Origin of the sequence: Thermodesulfobacterium sp. TA1 (genome assembly GCF_008630935.1) — a bacterium.
In the GTDB taxonomy this organism is placed as follows: Bacteria; Desulfobacterota; Thermodesulfobacteria; order Thermodesulfobacteriales; family Thermodesulfobacteriaceae; genus Thermodesulfobacterium.
Genome location: NZ_CP043908.1, coordinates 1,082,279 through 1,099,415 on the forward strand (window position 1 = coordinate 1,082,279; position 17,137 = coordinate 1,099,415).

17 protein-coding genes are annotated in these 17,137 nt (G+C 36.1%); 8 read left to right on the top strand and 9 right to left on the bottom strand.

Going from position 1 to position 17,137, the window contains the following annotated elements:
- Positions 1-106: 106 nt before the first annotated feature.
- Positions 107-385 carry a hypothetical protein gene (locus F1847_RS05545; RefSeq protein ID WP_150072090.1) on the top strand — a complete coding sequence of 93 codons (279 nt, stop codon included), beginning with the start codon at positions 107-109 and terminating at the stop codon, positions 383-385.
- A 37-nt stretch (positions 386-422) separates the two neighbouring features.
- On the opposite strand, the gene F1847_RS05550 is transcribed toward F1847_RS05545, so the two are convergent.
- The 7 genes from F1847_RS05550 to F1847_RS05580 form a co-directional block, all read right to left on the bottom strand.
- Entirely contained in the window at positions 423-788 is a 366-nt protein-coding gene (locus tag F1847_RS05550; RefSeq protein WP_150072091.1) for a cytochrome c3 family protein, read from the bottom strand.
- A 19-nt stretch (positions 789-807) separates the two neighbouring features.
- The gene (locus tag F1847_RS05555) at positions 808-1,449 is read right to left on the bottom strand and encodes a cytochrome b/b6 domain-containing protein (protein WP_150072092.1); all 642 of its coding nucleotides are present in this window, start codon (positions 1,447-1,449) and stop codon (positions 808-810) included.
- Positions 1,449-3,155: a multiheme c-type cytochrome gene (locus F1847_RS05560; protein WP_150072093.1), complete on the bottom strand. Its 1,707-nt coding sequence runs from the start codon at positions 3,153-3,155 to the stop codon at positions 1,449-1,451. The genes F1847_RS05555 and F1847_RS05560 overlap by 1 nt, the downstream gene beginning before the upstream one ends.
- Positions 3,155-4,327: a cytochrome c3 family protein gene (locus F1847_RS05565; RefSeq protein WP_150072094.1), complete on the bottom strand. Its 1,173-nt coding sequence runs from the start codon at positions 4,325-4,327 to the stop codon at positions 3,155-3,157. The genes F1847_RS05560 and F1847_RS05565 overlap by 1 nt, the downstream gene beginning before the upstream one ends.
- A gap of 161 nt (positions 4,328-4,488) precedes the next feature.
- A complete protein-coding gene (locus F1847_RS05570) occupies positions 4,489-5,763 on the bottom strand; it encodes a phenylacetate--CoA ligase (protein WP_150072095.1) in 1,275 nt (424 codons plus the stop codon).
- Positions 5,764-5,795: 32 nt separating this feature from the next.
- Complete coding sequence (locus F1847_RS05575; protein ID WP_150072096.1) at positions 5,796-6,347, bottom strand: archaemetzincin family Zn-dependent metalloprotease; 552 nt, start codon at positions 6,345-6,347, stop codon at positions 5,796-5,798.
- 128 nt (positions 6,348-6,475) lie between these two features.
- Positions 6,476-7,588, bottom strand: coding sequence for a DEAD/DEAH box helicase (locus tag F1847_RS05580; RefSeq protein WP_150072097.1), 1,113 nt, complete (start codon positions 7,586-7,588; stop codon positions 6,476-6,478).
- A 246-nt stretch (positions 7,589-7,834) separates the two neighbouring features.
- On the opposite strand from F1847_RS05580, the gene F1847_RS05585 reads away from it, so the two are divergent.
- From F1847_RS05585 to F1847_RS05605, 5 genes are all read left to right on the top strand, one after another.
- Entirely contained in the window at positions 7,835-9,814 is a 1,980-nt protein-coding gene (locus F1847_RS05585; RefSeq protein WP_150072098.1) for a translation factor GTPase family protein, read from the top strand.
- Entirely contained in the window at positions 9,811-10,302 is a 492-nt protein-coding gene (locus F1847_RS05590) for a molybdenum cofactor biosynthesis protein B (protein WP_150072099.1), read from the top strand. Before F1847_RS05585 ends, F1847_RS05590 begins: the two co-directional genes overlap by 4 nt.
- On the top strand, positions 10,289-11,344 hold the full coding sequence (gene selD / locus F1847_RS05595) for a selenide, water dikinase SelD (protein WP_150072769.1): 1,056 nt from the start codon (positions 10,289-10,291) through the stop codon (positions 11,342-11,344). The genes F1847_RS05590 and selD overlap by 14 nt, the downstream gene beginning before the upstream one ends.
- Before the next feature lie 119 nt (positions 11,345-11,463).
- Complete coding sequence (locus tag F1847_RS05600; RefSeq protein WP_150072100.1) at positions 11,464-12,729, top strand: double-cubane-cluster-containing anaerobic reductase; 1,266 nt, start codon at positions 11,464-11,466, stop codon at positions 12,727-12,729.
- Between the two features lie 9 nt (positions 12,730-12,738).
- Complete coding sequence (locus F1847_RS05605; protein ID WP_150072101.1) at positions 12,739-13,497, top strand: acyl-CoA dehydratase activase; 759 nt, start codon at positions 12,739-12,741, stop codon at positions 13,495-13,497.
- Here F1847_RS05605 and F1847_RS05610 read toward each other — a convergent pair.
- The gene (locus tag F1847_RS05610; RefSeq protein WP_150072102.1) at positions 13,487-14,377 is read right to left on the bottom strand and encodes a selenium metabolism-associated LysR family transcriptional regulator; all 891 of its coding nucleotides are present in this window, start codon (positions 14,375-14,377) and stop codon (positions 13,487-13,489) included. The genes F1847_RS05605 and F1847_RS05610 overlap by 11 nt on opposite strands.
- 193 nt (positions 14,378-14,570) lie before the next feature.
- Here F1847_RS05610 and yedE point away from each other — a divergent pair, with 193 nt between their 5' ends.
- The gene (gene yedE / locus F1847_RS05615) at positions 14,571-15,668 is read left to right on the top strand and encodes a YedE family putative selenium transporter (RefSeq protein WP_150072103.1); all 1,098 of its coding nucleotides are present in this window, start codon (positions 14,571-14,573) and stop codon (positions 15,666-15,668) included.
- Positions 15,669-15,707: 39 nt separating this feature from the next.
- Here yedE and F1847_RS05620 read toward each other — a convergent pair whose 3' ends face one another.
- Positions 15,708-16,907: an IS110 family transposase gene (locus F1847_RS05620; RefSeq protein WP_150071129.1), complete on the bottom strand. Its 1,200-nt coding sequence runs from the start codon at positions 16,905-16,907 to the stop codon at positions 15,708-15,710.
- On the opposite strand from F1847_RS05620, the gene F1847_RS05625 reads away from it, so the two are divergent.
- Positions 16,863-17,120: a hypothetical protein gene (locus tag F1847_RS05625; protein ID WP_150071130.1), complete on the top strand. Its 258-nt coding sequence runs from the start codon at positions 16,863-16,865 to the stop codon at positions 17,118-17,120. The genes F1847_RS05620 and F1847_RS05625 overlap by 45 nt on opposite strands.
- The last annotated feature ends 17 nt before the right edge of the window (positions 17,121-17,137 follow it).

Consider the following 17,137-nt stretch of genomic DNA (forward strand, 5'->3'; position numbering starts at 1 on the left):
TACCACAAAATCCAAAAATTTGGAGTAAACCATCTTTTAAAATAACTGATTTTGGATAAAATATTTTTCATACAGGTAACTGTATCAAAAGGGAGGTAGAATTAAAATGGAATGCGAGAGATTAAAAAACCTTATTAGAGACTGGTACCAAGAAGTAAGGTCCTTTACCCTTTCTCCGGTTAAAATGATGGAACTTGTAGAAAAACATGTACAAAACTGTGAAATTTGTCAACAAGATGAAACCCTACCTTTAGAATTGGAACAATTAAGAGAAATTATAAGGGTTCCTCATAAACCTCCAAAAGAAAACGAATTTAAGTTTTCTGAAGAGGTAAAATATATATATGATGAAGATTTAGAAGAAATAGAGGAAGAAGAAATTTAAAAAATATGCTTAGTTATTAGCTATCCTTCTTTATCAACTAAGACCTCTTATGGCAGTCGTTACACTTAGTAGGCGCCTGTTTAGCCTGTTCAGCATTAACTTTTTTATGACATTCAATACAAGTTTTATGATAAGCATCCATAGCTTTTAATATCTTATCTTGAGCCTGAGCGATATCATGACATTCTATACATTTTTTTACTTCTTTATTAGGGTCTGCGTCTGCGTGATGACAAATCTTACATTCTACCTTGTATTCATCTATGTGTTTAGCATGATTAAACTTTACGGGAGGAAACTTCATTCCCTCCCACTTTAACTCTATTTCTGACGGCAAGGCAAAAACTAAAGCACCTCCAAATAAAAAGCTCCCTACTATCAAACCCCCTAAAATCTTTTTCATAACATTACCTCCTTTATGGTTAATTATGTTTGTGTTCCTCTGGTTCTTCTTCATAACCAGTAATCATAGCTTTAATATGTGCTAAAGGAGTATGTCCTAAGGTACTTAAATAAATATGCACAAAAAGGAAAAATCCATAAAATATCCAAAGCCCATTATGGATTAAAGAAACTATTTGAATACCTCCCATCAACCGTTCTAACCAACTAAATTGCACAGGGTCCCAAAGCACAAGACCGGTTAAAATCTGTAAAGGTATACAAAAAACCATAATAATAAAATAAAAGACCTGTTGTAAAGGATTAAATTTATTGTCTGGGGTTGGATGATGAGGGTTTTTGTCTCCTACCATAATACCATAGGCATAATACTTGGCCTGATTAAAAGCTCTCTTTATGAAATCTATAGGCCTCCAAAAAGGTGGAACATAGATTTTAAAAATTTTCCCGGTAACCAGATAGTAAACTAACCAAATAAAATAGTTGGCAAGAAGGATAAAACCTAACCAACTATGTATTTTTACCGCCGTATGAAAGGACATAAGGGTTAGCTTGTCAACCAACCTAATTTGTAAGCCAGTAATAATAAGAACAATAAAACTTAACGCATTTACCCAATGCCATATCCTTATAGGTAAAGGATGGAGATATACCTTCTTCATTATTTACCCTCCCTTCTTTTTCTTCTAATAGGTGTAGTAATAATCCTTAAACCTAAATGACCTAAACCAAAACCTAAACCGCAAACTACAGCTAAAACAAACAACACATCTAATACACTAATCCTTGAAAGACCTAAAACGTAAAAATCTTTTACATTAGGTATAGCGTAAAAAGAATTTAAAACCTTTCTATCAACCGAGGTCTTAAGAGTTTTTTCTCCCTCTTTGTTGATTTCTAAAACACCGACAAACTTAGCCTCAGAACTATGACAAACCGCACAATCTTTTATAGCCTCTTTCTTAGAAAGGATCTTATGCGCATCATTAGGATTGGTTATATCTATTCTACCCTTTAACTCTACCTTAACTTTTTGTTTAACCGTACCCAAAAATTCCCAAAGTTCTTTTTCCTGAATCAAACCATCTTTATTAAAATCGATTTTCTCTACTACCTGTTCAACATCCCAATTAAGGACTTTACTTAACTCATCTATCGTAAAAGGTGTCTTTTTATCCTTATTTACTAAAGTAAGTATTACTGCCTTTTCACCTTTAGCATGACAAGCACTACAAGAAGAACCTTTAAAATGCACGTCTACAAAAGATTCCAAGGTAAACGGAGGATTGTAGAGCCATTTATTATGAGCTTTTTTAGAATCTTTATGACAGGCCAAACAAGAATCGTTTAAGTTAGCCATATTAATAGGCAAAACATCGTGGGCCTTATGGCAATTAGAACAGTTAGGTGCATTAGGTTTCGCTTCAGATAGGGCTTTAAAATGGATACTTTCTTTATAAGCTTTAGCTTCTTCTCCATGGCAGCTAGCACAAAGGTTTAATTTAAGTTCATTGTTAGGCAAAATCCGAGCAACTTTATGGTAATCATGACATTTTAAACAGTCTGGGGCGTTTTCTTTTCCTTGATAAAAAGCTTTAGCATGAATACTTTTATTAAACTGCTCAGTCTCTTTAGTATGACATTGTTTACATACTTCTATAGCTTGCTTTCTATACTCTTTCAAAGAAGCTATCTTCTTAATAGGATGCTCTGTTTTAGAATAACCTTTATGACAATCACTACATTTAAGGTCTTTATGGACGGAGTTTAAAAGATGTGCTCCATCCACTCTTACTGAAAGTACCTCCCCGTTTTCAAACTTTTTGGTTATGTTTCTGCTATGGCAGGTCAAACAATACTGATTTTCTGGCAAGTGTTTTGCTATTTTAGCCGGTTTAACCCCATGGTATCCATGGCACTCGATACAAGAAGCAGTTTTAGAAATGTTGTAATGTACCGGATTTCTCTTTAATGAGGCATCGGTATGACACTTTTGACAGATTGTTTTGGAAAGAGTAACGGCATATTCTCTTTTATTTTTAAAATTATAAGTAGGGTGTTTAGTCTTTGAAAAATCAGAATGACATATTATACACTGAAACTTGCCGTGGACCGATTGTTTAATTTCGTTTAAGTTTACTTTAAGGTCTAAGGTTTCTCCACTTTTAAGGTTTTTCTTCAAATCTATCTTATGACAAGACATACAATATTCATCAAAACTTGCCTTTTGCTTCCATTCTTTAAGACTAAAGTCTTCTTTAGAAGGTAAACTCCCTACAACCTTTTTAGAGGTAGCGGCAACCAAACTGGTTGCTAATAAAAACAAACTCAGTATTAAGAAAGAAAAATATAGAGTTTTTCTTTTCATTATTTACCCCCCACAGGAATATTGGTATGATATCCGTGGCAATCAATACACATAAATCTTTTATCTTTGGCTACTATAGCATGACCTGGATGTTTAGATATACTTTCATAAGTATGACATTTAATACAACGAGAGGCCATTTCTTTAGTATAATCTTTTAAAGATTTAATGTTTAGAGGTTTAGGATGAAAGTCCGCGTTATAGATGTCATAATGGCAAGCAAAACAACCTGTTTTAGCATGAGGAGTAAGAGCAAATTTTTCTGGATCTACATAAAGATACATCTTGTCTCCGTTAGCTAAAACCTTTGGCGACCTTTCTGCTTTATGACACTGAATACATTCTTGGGTCTGTTTTTTCACTAACTTCATATTTTTTACATAGTGAGAAGTATGACATTCAGAACAAAGGACTTTTCCTTCTTTTACGATGTTTTGATGAAAAGAAGAAAGTCCAGAAGATGGATGACAGATAAGACAATTTCGATTTATCTCTTTTGAATAAGCATAACGGCTTTCTATTTTGATAGGTTTGGGATGGGTAGACTTATCGATATCCTGATGACAGAACAAACAGTGAACCTTCTGGCCATGGGCAGATTGATAAAATCTTTTTTCCTCCACATAAAGCGCCATCTTTTCTCCATTGGGTAAAACCTTATGAAGCCTCTCTAACCTGTGACACTTCAAACAGTCCTTAGCTACTTTGTTAAACTCTTCTTTTATAGGCTGGATGTAGTGCGAACCATGACATTCTGCACAAGAAAGTTTGTTTTCTCTTACGATGTTTTTGTGAATAGGAGATAAGCTCTCTGTAACATGACAGCTTACACAATTAGCAGAAACCTTTTTCCTATATTCTTTTTTGCTTGAAATTTTTATCGGTTTTGGGTGTTCTTTTACGTTAATATCAGCATGACAAGAAAGACAGTCTATACTTCCGTGAACTGAAGTTTTAAAACCTTCAGGGTCCACATAAAGCGCCATCTTTTCTCCATTGGGTAAAACCTTATGAAGCCTCTCTAACCTGTGACACTTCAAACAGTCCTCGTTTGAACCACCACTACTTGCCACCAAAGCTTTATTAAAAGTTAATGAAAGAAAAAAACTTAAACATAAAAGCACTCCAGATAAAAACAATCCAAGAAAAAAATATCTAAAACCTTTTCCCATTATAAACCTCCATAAAGAAAGATTTTTACAATAATCCTAATCTCCCTATTGAATATAGATATTATACAATCTCAATCTTTCAGTCAAGCCTTACAAAACCTAAAAATATAGGTTTTTAGGGATAAAATTATATTAATCACCATGTTTTTATAGTTTTTTTTTTATTTTTTCCTTTTATCTATTACTCTTACCGCTTTACCAGGAACTCTTTGAATGGTTCCTTCAGGAACTATCTGGATTTTGCTTCTAAATCCTAATAAGTCATAAAGTTCTAAGTTTAGTTTTTCCATCTCTTGATCAGTCAATCCACCATCGGTTTTTTCTACGATGATGGTCATTTCGTCCTTACCTTTTATGTTTTCTATAACCAGCTGATAATAAGGAGCAAGTCCTTTATATTTTAAAAGAATAGCTTCTACCTGAGAAGGATAAAAGTTTACTCCTTTTACCTTTAACATGTCGTCTGTTCTTCCTTTTATTCGGTCTATCCTCACATGGGTTCTACCACATTCACATGGCTCATAGCTTACTATCCTTGAGATATCTCTTGTTCTATATCTTATAAGAGGCAAACCTTCGCGAGTAAGAGTAGTTACTATTAATTCTCCTTCTTCCCCTGGAGGCAACACCTCACCTGTTTCAGGGTTTACGATTTCTATTATGTAATGATCTTCCCATACATGGATACCCTTTCTAGCCTCACAATCTATTCCTAAACCTACCCCCCCTGTTTCTGTCATTCCTATGATATCAAAGGTTTTAACTCCCATTAGGTCTTCTATTCTCTTTCTATATTCATCTGACCAGGTCTCAGCCCCTAAAATAGCTACCCTAAGCTTAGTTTTTCGGAAATCAAAGTCGTTTTCTTTAGCCACCTCTATAAGCCTCGCAGGATAAGAAGATATGGCTCCTATGGCAGTTACCCCTAAATCTTTTATAAGTTTAAGCTGCATAAGGCTTCTTCCAGCCCCTGCGGGCACGATAAAACATCCTAAAGTTTCTGCTCCATAATGAAAACCAAACCCTCCGTTAAACAAACCAAAAGAAGGCATGATCTGCAACCTATCCTTTGAGGTAAGCCCAGCACAAGCTAAACAGCGAGCCATAATCTCACCCCATTGATCTACATCATGCTTAGTCATAAGGTTTAAAACCGGTATCCCTGTAGTCCCTGAACTCATATGCATCCTTACACAATCTGAAGGATCTACCGCAATGTGTTCAAAAGGATAACAGTCTCTTAAGTCATCTTTGGTAGTAAAAGGTAAATACTTCAGATCATCTAAACTTTTAATGTCCTCAGGATGAACCTCTTTTATCTTTTCTTTTAACCTGGACTTAGAATTCTTAAGAAAAGCTATGGTTTTTCGTAGTCTTGCAAGTTGAATTTTTTCGATTTCTTCTCTGGGAAGGGATTCCATTTTGGGATTAAACATCTTCTCCTCCTAAAGTTATTATATAATAATATTTATAATAGTTTTTCCATACTCAAATAGGCCTTTAAACGACTATCGCATATAAGACAAAAATTTTTACCTTTTCTGTCTGTATCTCTGATGGTATTAGAAAAAGCCATCACACATCCTGGATTAAAACAATGAGGGAGAAAAAATAGATGACCAATCTCGTGGGTAACCTCTTTAATAAGTCTTTCAGTAAAAAGTTTTTCGTCAAACTCTAACCCATAAAACTCTGGATTCAGCCTAACAAAAGATACCACCGCTATTCCTCGCCTTAAATCTGCTTCTCCAAAAACAAAGTTTAAACCATAGGCATAAAGGTCTACGTCCACCAAAACTACCCATTTTTCTCTTGGGTTTTTTTTGTATTTAGAAAATAGATCTATAATTTTGGTAGAACGGTATTGATTTCTTTTAGGATTATAGGCTTGAGAAAAATCAAAAACCAATCCATAAAAATTAACAGGGCAACCAAAAACAGCTTCTAAGTGAGACTTTAATACTAAAAGGATCTCGTCTTTTAAGTCCGTATAAACTAAAAAAATAGAGATTTTTTTCATGTCATAGTTAAAATATCAATTTTAACCATGATGTCAAGTTCTTTAGAAGATTTTTTCTTATAAACCAAACCCTGTTAGATTTGAGAGTCTAACAAGGTTGGCTAAAAGTTATTTATTAAGGGGGTTGTTTATATAGACCTGACCATAGGGTTGACTTTGGTTTTAAACATGATGTTTCTCAGAAATTTTTCTTCAGACCTACTCATCAAAGAAATAGCTGTGCCTGTTTGACCAGCCCTTCCGGTTCTTCCGATACGATGGATGTAAGATTCAGCATCCTTTGGTAAACCATAATTAATGACCAACCCAACGTCTTTGATGTCTAAACCTCGAGAAGCTACATCGGTAGCTACTAAGATTTTAAACTCCCCTGCCTTAAAACCTCTCATCACTGTTTCTCTTTTTTTCTGAGGGTAGTCTCCGTGGATAGCTTTTACTGAATATCCTTTCTCCCTTAAAGCTTTGGCTAAATCTTCTGCTTCTAACTTGGTTTGTACAAAAATAATAACCTTTGGTTCTTGCCAAAGGTCTAAAATTGCTGTTAGTTTTTCAAACTTCATGTGGGAAGGAACCTTATAAACCTCTTGGCTAATTTGTTTTAAAGTGATTTCTTCTGGCTTAACCTTTATGGTTTTATAACCCTCTCTAAGATATTTTTCTGCTAAAGCCCAAATATCCTTAGGCAAAGTAGCAGAAAACAAAAGGGTTTGCCTTCCCTTAGGTGTTTTTGAGATTATATAGTCTATGTCCTCAATAAACCCCATGTCAAGCATCCTGTCTGCTTCATCTAAAACTAAAATCTTTACTTTATCAAGTTTAAGATAACCTCTGTTAATAAGGTCCTTAATCCTTCCAGGCGTTCCTACTAAAACTTTACCTATTTTTTTCTGTAAAAGCTCTCTTTGCTTTTGCAAAGGTTTCCCACCGTAAAAAGTAAGCACAAAAAGTCTTTTGTTTTTTCCTATGTTTCTTATTTCTTCACTTACTTGAATAGCAAGTTCTCTAGTAGGAACAAGCACTAAAGCCTGAATTTCCTTAGCTTTAAGGTCTACTTTTTCTACGATAGGTATTCCAAAAGCTGCGGTTTTCCCAGTTCCTGTCTGGGCTTGACCTACCAAGTCCTCTCCTGCTAAGACTAAAGGTAAGGCCTTTTTCTGAATGTCTGTAGGGATTGTATACCCCATAGAACTTAACGCTTCAAGCGTTCCCTGAGAAAGGTTAAAACTCTGAAAATCTAACATAAATCCTCCATGATTTATTAATTTTGTTTGCAGAGAAAAGAAGTCATTTTGAACTTAAAATGAACTTTTGAGAAGTTTAAATAACCTCTTTTTTACTGCTTTTTTAAAAAATAACATGGAATATAAAAAAAACAAGTTAACAAAAGGCAGATTATAAAAATTTTAGAAACTAAAATTGCCCTTGACTATTTAAATAAATTTTTTTATTAAATATTTTTAAGTAATCTAAAAACAGGAGGGTAGGTTATGGGGGTACCTAAGGTATTAACGATTTTAGGCCAAACCGACGCAGGAAAAGCAAGACTTTCTGAAGCCTTTTGTAAAGTTTGTGGAGAAGCCATCAAGGGACAAAAAAAAGAATCAAACTTCTATCTGAGAGTCTATGGATTTAATTACAAAGATACACCTTTTTATCTTTTAACCACTCCAGGTGATGAAAACTTTTTAGGAGAGATTAAATGGGCACTTAAGGTGTCTGATGCTGCTATTTTAGTGGTTGATTCTTCTAACCCCATCAAATATCACACCATAAGAGTGTTTGAAATGGCAAAAGAGATGGAAGTTCCTCTTTTTATCTTTATCAACAAATTAGACGAAGAAAAAAGTAACTTTGGTCAAACCATTTGCGACCTGCAAGATAACTTAGAAATTTTACAGGTCCCTATAATCTATGCCTTTGGAGAAAAAGAACAGCCTCTTTTAGTTGATTTGATAGAAGATAAGGCCGTAGTAGAAAAGGGTAGTAAAATAGAATATATAGACTATCCAGAAAATTTAAAACATAGAGTTTCTACTTTAAAAGAAAATCTTATAGAAACAGCAGCTGAAGGAAAAGATGAACTGATAGAAAAATATCTTGATACCGGAAGTTTAACCAAAGAAGAAATTTTAGAAGGTTTAAAAGCTGGTTTAGCCAACAATAAAATCGCTTTAATCTTTACTGGGGCGGCTAAACCTGGAATAGGAGTGCCTACTTTTCTCGAATATCTATACCAGTTTGTTCCCTCTTACGAACTGGTAAGAAAAAGGAACGAAACAGACGAAAAATCTTCTGGTTTTATTTTCAAAACCATCATCGATCCCTTTGCCGGCAAACTTTCTTATGGAAGGGTATTTGCCGGTTCTTTTAACTCAGACAGCACGGTTTTTACCTCTAACGGCAAAGAAGAAAAGTATACCCAAATTTTTGTACCCAAAGGCGATGGACTACAACAAGTAAAGGAAGTTAAAGAAGGAGAAGTAATCGTTTTTGCTAAAGTTGACGGATTGTCTACAGGGATAACCTTTGCTAAAAATCTTGGGGTTAAACCTATTTCACTACCCAAACTACCTTCACCTATGATAACCATGGCTTTACACCCAGAAACCAGGGCTGACGAAGACAAGATAAGCGGAGCTTTAACTAAAATCAAAGAAGAAGACCCTTCTATCATCTTTACCAGAGATGAAGAAACTAAAGAACTTCTTATTTCTGGTTTAGGGGTAATCCATATAGAAAAAACCATAGAAAAATTAAGGGAAAAGTTTGGGGTAAAGGTAAAACTTACTACCCCTAAAATCCCTTATAGAGAAACCATCAAAAAACCAGTACATGGTGTAATTTATAGACATAAAAAACAAAGCGGAGGTAGAGGACAGTTTGCTGAAGTCCATTTCAACCTCTTTCCCTTAGAAAGAGGTAAAGGCTTTGAATTTTTAGAAACCCTTACTGGAATGAATGTCCCAAGAAACTATGTACCTGCAGTAGAAAAAGGGGTAAGAGAAGCGATGGAAAGAGGACCTTTGGCAGGATTTCCGGTAGTTGACGTAAAAGTCCAATTTTATGACGGAAAATCTCACGAAGTAGACTCCTCTGACCTTGCCTTTAAAATAGCAGCCATTCATTGTTTTAGAAAAGGTATGGAACAAGCTAATCCTGTGCTCTTAGAGCCTTATATAGAAATGGAAATCTATGTTCCAGACGAAACCGTAGGGGACGTAGTAGGAGACCTCAACTCAAGAAGGGGCAGAGTATTAGGGATTGAAAAAGATAAAAAAATGACTAAAATATCCGCTGTGGTTCCGATGGCAGAGGTTCAAAACTATGTAGTAGCTTTACAAGGATTTACAGGAGGGAGAGGGTATTTTATCTCCAAGTTTTCCCATTACGAAGAAGCCCCACCGTTTGTAGCAGAAAAAGTGATAGCAGAAAGAAAATCCCAGTTAGAGGCTGCAAAAGAAGAATGATAAAAGTAGGCATCCTTACACTTAGTGATAAAGGGTTTAAAGGAGAAAGAGAGGATAAATCTGGAAAACTGCTTAAAACCTTGGTAGAAAAAGAAGGATGGTTAGTAGAAAAATATTTAATTCTACCAGATGAAAAGGAAAAAATAGTAGAAACCCTTAAAGCTTGGACTGATGAAGCAAGATTAGACCTTATTCTTACCAACGGAGGAACTGGGGTTTATCCAAGGGATGTTACCCCTGAAGCTACCCGAGAGGTAATAGAAAAAGAAATTCCTGGTATACCTGAATTTATAAGGTATATCAGCTATCCCCTAACCCCTATGGCTGCTTTAACCAGAGGAGTAGCTGGGGTTAGGGGTAAAACCCTTATCATCAACCTACCTGGTAGCCCTAAAGCTATCGAAGAAATTTTCCCCAACTTGATAGCCATCATAAAACATGCGGTAGAAAAGATCAAAGGAGACCCAAGTGAGTGTGCCAGAGGTTAAACTTTCTAAAATGGTAAAAGCCTCAGGTTGAGCGGCTAAGCTTCCACAAGAGTTTCTTGTGGAAATACTTGAAGATTTAGAGCTTCCTTCTCATCCTAACCTTATTCAAAGTTTTGAAAACGGAGCTGATGCAGGGATTTACAAGTTAGACGAAGAAAAGGCCTTGGTTTTTACCGCCGACTTTTTTACCCCTGTGGTTGACGACCCTTATACCTTTGGGCAAATAGCCGCAGCCAATTCTTTAGCAGACGTTTATGTCTGTGGAGCAAAACCCCTTTTAGCCTTAAACCTTATTACCTTTCCCAAAAAAGGTATCCCTAAGGAGGTATTAAAAGAAATTCTAAAGGGTGGTTTGTCTAAAATCAAAGAAGCAGGTGCTTTGTTGGTAGGTGGACATAGCGTTGATGATCCAGAACCTAAATATGGTCTTGCTGTAGTTGGCCTGGTTCATCCTCAAAAGATCATAAGAAACAATCAGGCCCAAGCAGGAGACCTCCTTTATCTCTCTAAACCTATAGGAACAGGAATTTTAATAACCGCCTATAAAGGTAAACTTTTTGATGAAACCAAAGAGATTTATCAAAAGATGGTAAAAACCATGACTGAGCTAAACGATAAAATCTGTTCGGTAATGGTAGACTTAGGGATTAAAGCTGCAACAGATATTACAGGTTTTGGTTTAATAGGCCATGCCCTTGAAATGGCTACTGCAAGCAAAAAGGACCTTATCATCTACTCAAGCAAAGTCCCTTGTTTTAAAGAGGCTAAAGATTGTATTTCTATGGGAATAGTGCCTGAAGGTGATTACCACAACCTTCATTTCTGCAAAAAATCGATCTATGTTCACCCAGACGTCTCAGAGGATGAATTAATCTTATTATCTGATGCCCAAACCTCTGGAGGGGTTTTAGTAGCCGTACCTCCAGAAAAAAAAGAAATCTTTGAGAAAAAAACGTTTGAATTAGGGCTTACCAACCTAACCCTTATCGGAGAAGTTAAACCACCAGAGGGCTCCTGTCCAACCGTAAGGGTTTATCCTTAGATTTATAAACTTTTCCTATATATCAACCTAAAACTTATTGAAAAATCCTATTTGACTTTTCTCAGTTGTTACTAAAAATTTTTCTAAATTTTTAAGAAAAAACCTCCAGGGAGGGATCTATGACACAAGACTATGTAAAAATGTGGCAAGATTTAGGTCTAAATTTAGAAAACCATGATTGTTTGCTCAAGGCTTTAGCCGATATATATCAACAGGTGTATCTTACTCAAGAAAACCGCCCCGAAGGGATGAAATATTTTGATTTTGTTATCTCAGAGGCTCATGGTCTTAGGATAAAAGAGCTTCTTGAGGCTAAAAAACAGGGAAAAAAGATTATAGGAACCTTCTGTGTTTATGTACCTGAGGAAATGATACTGGCAACAAACGGAATATGTGTAGGTCTTTGTGCAGGGGCTCCAATAGGTTTTGATGAGGCAGAAAAGGTTTTACCAAAGAATACCTGTGACCTCATCAAGGCTTTTATAGGTTTTAAGCTTACCCAGGTTTGTCCTTATATAGAAAGCTGCGACCTTTTGGTAGGCGAAACCACCTGCGATGGTAAGAAAAAAGCTTATGAAGTCCTTGATAAACTTACCAGAAAGGTCTATGTTATGGAAGTCCCCCACAGAAAAACAGAGGTAGGTAGAGAATTGTTTTTAAAAGAACTTTTTGGTTTAAAAGAGAAGTTAGAAGAATTAACCGGTCAAAAAATGTCGGTAGAAACCCTTAAAGAAGGTATAAGGATAGTAAACGAAAAAAGAAAAGCTTTGATGAGGCTTGAAAGATTAAGGGCTTATGACCCAGCTCCTATTTCAGGTCTTGACGCCCTTTTGGTTAATCAGATAGCCTTTTATGACGATCCAGTAAGATTGACCCAAAAGGTAAACGAACTTTGTGATGAACTCGAAGAAAGGGTTAAAAAGGGCTTAGGCGTTAAACCCAAAGGAACCCCAAGAATACTTATTACTGGTTGTCCCTTTGCCTTACCCAACTGGAAACTTCATCACATAATAGAAACAAGCGGAGCAGTAGTCGTAGGAGAAGAATCTTGCATAGGAAGAAGGTATTATCATACCTTGGTTCCTGAAAACTTTGAGAGTGTAGAAGCAGGTATCAAACTCTTAGCCGATAGATACTTAAAGACCCACTGTGCTTGTTTTACCCCTAATACAGAAAGAACAGAAGACATCAAAGATATGGCCAACCAACTAAAAGCTCAAGGGGTTGTTTATTACTCTATTCAATTCTGTACACCCTACCTTTTTGAGGCTTATCAAGTAGAAAAAGAAATTGACCTTCCCTTTTTAAAAATAGATACCAACTACAGCATGGAAGACGTGGGACAACTCAAAACAAGATGTGAGGCCTTTATAGAAACCTTATAAAGATTTATTATGAAGGTTTTAGGGCTTGATGTTGGTTCTACCTACATTAAGATAGCCCTTTTTGAAAAGGAAAATTTAAAAGCTTTAGAAAGAGATAATACTTCCTATACACCTTTAGAAAAAGCTCTTTATTATATAGAAAAATACCAACCAGATCAAGTAGTTGCTACCGGATACGGAAGAAACTTGGTTCATACAAACCTTGAAAACTGTACTACTATTTCTGAGATAAAAGCTTTTGCCATAGGTGCAAAGTTTATTCATCCGACAGTAAAAACCATCTTAGACATAGGAGGACAGGATACCAAAGTTATAAGCCTTGATGAAACAGGTAAGGTGGTAAAGTTTGAGATGAACGACCGTTGCTCGGCAGGCACAGGAAGGTTTTTAGAGATAATGTGCAGAGCATTAGGTTATCAGATTGAGGAGTTAAATCATCTGGAAATAGAAGGAGAGGTTAAGGTAAAAATTAGCAGCCTCTGCACGGTTTTTGCAGAATCAGAGGTTATCTCCCTGATAGCCCAAGGGTTGCCAAGGGAAGAAATTTTAAAAGGAGTTCATCTTTCTGTGGTCTATAAGGTGATTTCTATGCTTAAAAGAATTTCTGTTAAAGAGGATTTAGTTTTTGCTGGAGGTTGTTCACAAAATAAGCTTTTAAAAAGACTTTTAGAAGACCAGCTAAAAACCAAGATTATAACCTTAAAAGAATCCCCTTTTTTAGGGGCGATAGGGGCTGGGGTTTTTGGTTTGTTAAAAACTAGAGATTAGAAAATTCTTTGATAAATTCTAAAAATTTATGTTCTATCGGTAAAAGTTTAGTCATCCGTAGATAAACCATGTAAAACTTTCTTTTTATCACCAGATTTTTAATCCTCACTACCTTTAAAAGATTAAGAGAGGTTTCAAGTCCTACGGCTAAAGAAGAAACCAAACCAAACCCTAAACCTGCTTTTACCGCCTCTTTTATAGCCTCTGTTGACCCCATCTCTCCGATGATATTAAGCTTAGTCCAGTCTATATTCTTTTTATCTAAAGCTTCTAAAAAATTTTTCCAAGTGCCTGACCCCTCCTCACGCTTTAAAATAGGTATTTTATAAAGTTCTTCTAAACTTATTTCTTCTTTAGCAAAGTCAGTAGGAGCAATAAGGACTATCTCATCTTCATAACAAGGTAAAAACACTAAATCTTTATTAACAAAAACCGCTCCAATCATCCCAAAATCTATCTCCTTTGCCAACACCTTTTCTACAACCTCTTTACTGTCACCTACTTTTAAAAAAACTGAAATGTTCGGGTACTTTTCCTTAAAACTTTTTATGATCTTAGGAAGTATATATTGTCCTGGGATGGTGCTTCCTCCGATTTCTATCATACCTACTTTTTCGTCTTTAAGTAGTTTCAACTCTTTCTCCATTTGCTTTATAATGTTTAAGACCTCTTTTCCATAACGGTAGACTATCTTTCCTGCTTTACTGGGTACAACTTTTCTGGTATTTCGGTCAAAAAGACTTACCTCTAACTCTTCTTCAAGGTCCTTGATATGAAGAGTAATGGTAGGTTGAGCAAGATGTAAAACAGCAGAAGCCTTAGAGAAACTCTGAGTTTCGTATACCTTGATAAAAACCTCTAATTTCCTTAAGTCTAACATATCATAATCCTCAAGGTTTGAAATATTGATATTGAGTATACAAAAAAACACTCTAGAGACAAGGGCATTTTTTATAGAAAAAGTCTATAAATCTTTCTAAAACATATTGATTTTTTCTATTTGACTTTAAATTGCGTTTTTTATATTTTTTTAGAATTGATAAACTACTACTTTTAAACTAAAGGAGGTGTGCATGAACGGGATAGGTAATTTTTTTGCCACCAGATGGGGCATTATTTTAGTAGGAGCTATTATAGGAATTTTAGCCCCTATTCTTCAAAAGCTGGGAAACCCACCTAATATGGGGATTTGTGTTGCCTGTATGGAAAGAGACATTGCAGGAGCCCTTGGTTTTCACAGAGCAGAGGTAGTCCAATACATGAGACCAGAAATAATCGGTTTTGTTTTAGGTTCTTTTTTAAGTGCCCTTTTGTTTAGGGAATATCGTCCAAGAGGAGGGTCTGCCCCGTTTATCCGGTTTATCTTAGGGATGTTTGCGATGATAGGTGCTTTGACTTTTTTAGGTTGCCCTTGGAGGACTATCCTTAGACTTGCTGGAGGAGATTTCAACGCTATTTTGGGGTTGGTAGGTCTTATTTTTGGTGTATTTATCGGAACAATTTTTTTCAGAATGGGGTATTCGCTCGGTAGGTCTCAGGGCCTACCTTATAAAGCCGCTGGTTTAGGCTTTCCCTTTTTGATGCTAATCTGTCTGGTTTTACTTTTGATAGATGCACCTGCCCCTGGTACCAACAAAGGAGAATTTTTATTTTTCAGCATTAAGGGGCCTGGTTCACAACACGCCCCTATTTTGGTTTCTCTTTTAGTAGGACTTTTTATAGGGGTGCTTGCCCAGAGAAGCAGGTTTTGCACCATGGGAGCCTTCAGGGATGTTATTCTTTTCAGGCAGTTTCATCTTTTCTTAGGAGTTGCCTCCTTTTTTGTTACCGCATTGATTACTAACCTTATTTTAGGGCAGTTTAACCCTGGATTTGAAAATCAACCTATCGCCCATACGATGCAGTTGTGGAACTTTTTAGGCATGACCTTAGCAGGACTTTGTTTTGCCTTAGCAGGAGGCTGTCCTGGAAGGCAACTTTTCCTTTCAGGAGAAGGAGACGGAGATGCAGCCATCTTTGCTACAGGTATGATAGTAGGTGCAGCAGTAGCTCATAATTTTGGTTTAGCTGCTTCTCCCAAAGGTATAGGACCTCATACCCCTGAAGCCATAATCTTAGGTTTTGCGGTATGTCTGGTGATAGGGTTTACTATGAGGACTAAAAAAGCTTAAAATCAAAAACTTAAGGAGTCAACTATCAGAAAATAGGAATTAAACATGAGAGACCTCCAGAACAGGGAACTTAGAAAAAGCAGGATTAAAGAAAGTTTTTTTTCTACAAATTGCATAGATAACTCTTATAAGTTTGTTTACAACTGCTATCATAGCTTTCTTATAACTGCCAAAGTTTTTCTTCTTACGTATAAAATAGGATCTGAAGTAAAAATTCCATTTTACTACACCTACCGCCATCTGGAAAAGAACATTTCTGAGAAAGCTCGACCCTTGCTTAGATATGCTCATCTTAGCTTTATACTTACCAGATTGTTTTGTTACTGGGTCTGTGCCCGCAAACTTTATGAGCTTTTTGGCATTAGAAAATCTTTTTACGTCTCTGATTTCAGCCAAAAAGAGACTTGCAAGTTTAGAGGAAATACCTTTTATAGAGGAAATGAGCTTAATTTGTTCTTGCTGGTCTTCATCCATTTTCTCTACAAGCATCTCTTCAAGCTTTTTTATTCTTGGCTCAAGGAAAAAGAGTTTTTCGATGTAGATGATAAGAGTTTGAGAGAGATAAGGATTGTCAACCCCGATAGAGTTTTTAGCAAGGTTTATGACTTCATCGGGAGAAAAGGAAGGGGTTTTACCTTTAGGAACAGAGGATTTAATAATTTCGGAAATTTCATTTGGTTTAGCTTTTTTAAGGGTTTTAGCAGAGGGGAATTTAAGGAGTATGTTAAGGAAGGAGTGGGAGTAAATATTAAAGTGCTTTTCAGCTTCTGGGAAAAGAACAGTGAGGGCGTATTTGATTTGAGTTTTAGCTTCAGCAAGTTCATGTTTAAGTTTTTGGATAAGACGAGAAGCACTACGGAGTTCAGAGTTTTCAGGATAGGATTTAAGGAATTCAGGGTTATTAAGAGCGAAGAGTGCAAGGATTTTGGCATCTTTTGTGTCGTATTTAGAGGGGTTGTTAGCGGAGATAAATTCAAAGAATCTGTGGACGATTTTAGGGTTAAGGATGAAGGTTTGGATATCTTTTTCAACGAGGAAGCAGTAAAGGGGGATGTGGAACCTACCAGAGGATTCCATAACAACGATAGGGTCAGAGAGGGTTTTGAGAAGGTTAAAGAAATCAGAGAAGCCTTGAAGAGACATAGAGAGTTTGCCGGAGGAGAGGGTTTTAGCTTCATGGTTAAGGATGCAGAAGTGGAAGTTATCTTTAGAAATGTCAACACCGATGTAATGGGTCATGATGCTACCTCCTTTTTAAGATTTTTGTCCCTCACACCATCCTCCCGAGTAGCTGGGGCTTTGGTAGCCCAACCAACTTATCGGGTGTTGAGGGACAGAGGGACATACTCCTTAAGAGGCTCAAAGGCCTACCAAAAATGGAGTCCCTGTCCCTCTCTAACTTATAAGCTTTTGTTTTATTATACAAAACAAAATGTGTTAAACAAACCTTAACATAAAAATTGCAGGAG

Bases quoted from the DNA above. Each gene is read 5' to 3' on its own strand.
- F1847_RS05545 (WP_150072090.1), top strand. From the start codon at position 107: ATGGAATGCGAGAGATTAAAAAACCTTATTAGAGACTGGTACCAAGAA.
- F1847_RS05550 (WP_150072091.1), bottom strand. From the start codon at position 788: ATGAAAAAGATTTTAGGGGGTTTGATAGTAGGGAGCTTTTTATTTGGA.
- F1847_RS05555 (WP_150072092.1), bottom strand. From the start codon at position 1,449: ATGAAGAAGGTATATCTCCATCCTTTACCTATAAGGATATGGCATTGG.
- F1847_RS05560 (WP_150072093.1), bottom strand. From the start codon at position 3,155: ATGAAAAGAAAAACTCTATATTTTTCTTTCTTAATACTGAGTTTGTTT.
- F1847_RS05565 (WP_150072094.1), bottom strand. From the start codon at position 4,327: ATGGGAAAAGGTTTTAGATATTTTTTTCTTGGATTGTTTTTATCTGGA.
- F1847_RS05570 (WP_150072095.1), bottom strand. From the start codon at position 5,763: ATGTTTAATCCCAAAATGGAATCCCTTCCCAGAGAAGAAATCGAAAAA.
- F1847_RS05575 (WP_150072096.1), bottom strand. From the start codon at position 6,347: ATGAAAAAAATCTCTATTTTTTTAGTTTATACGGACTTAAAAGACGAG.
- F1847_RS05580 (WP_150072097.1), bottom strand. From the start codon at position 7,588: ATGTTAGATTTTCAGAGTTTTAACCTTTCTCAGGGAACGCTTGAAGCG.
- F1847_RS05585 (WP_150072098.1), top strand. From the start codon at position 7,835: ATGGGGGTACCTAAGGTATTAACGATTTTAGGCCAAACCGACGCAGGA.
- F1847_RS05590 (WP_150072099.1), top strand. From the start codon at position 9,811: ATGATAAAAGTAGGCATCCTTACACTTAGTGATAAAGGGTTTAAAGGA.
- F1847_RS05600 (WP_150072100.1), top strand. From the start codon at position 11,464: ATGACACAAGACTATGTAAAAATGTGGCAAGATTTAGGTCTAAATTTA.
- F1847_RS05605 (WP_150072101.1), top strand. From the start codon at position 12,739: ATGAAGGTTTTAGGGCTTGATGTTGGTTCTACCTACATTAAGATAGCC.
- F1847_RS05610 (WP_150072102.1), bottom strand. From the start codon at position 14,377: ATGTTAGACTTAAGGAAATTAGAGGTTTTTATCAAGGTATACGAAACT.
- yedE (WP_150072103.1), top strand. From the start codon at position 14,571: ATGAACGGGATAGGTAATTTTTTTGCCACCAGATGGGGCATTATTTTA.
- F1847_RS05620 (WP_150071129.1), bottom strand. From the start codon at position 16,907: ATGACCCATTACATCGGTGTTGACATTTCTAAAGATAACTTCCACTTC.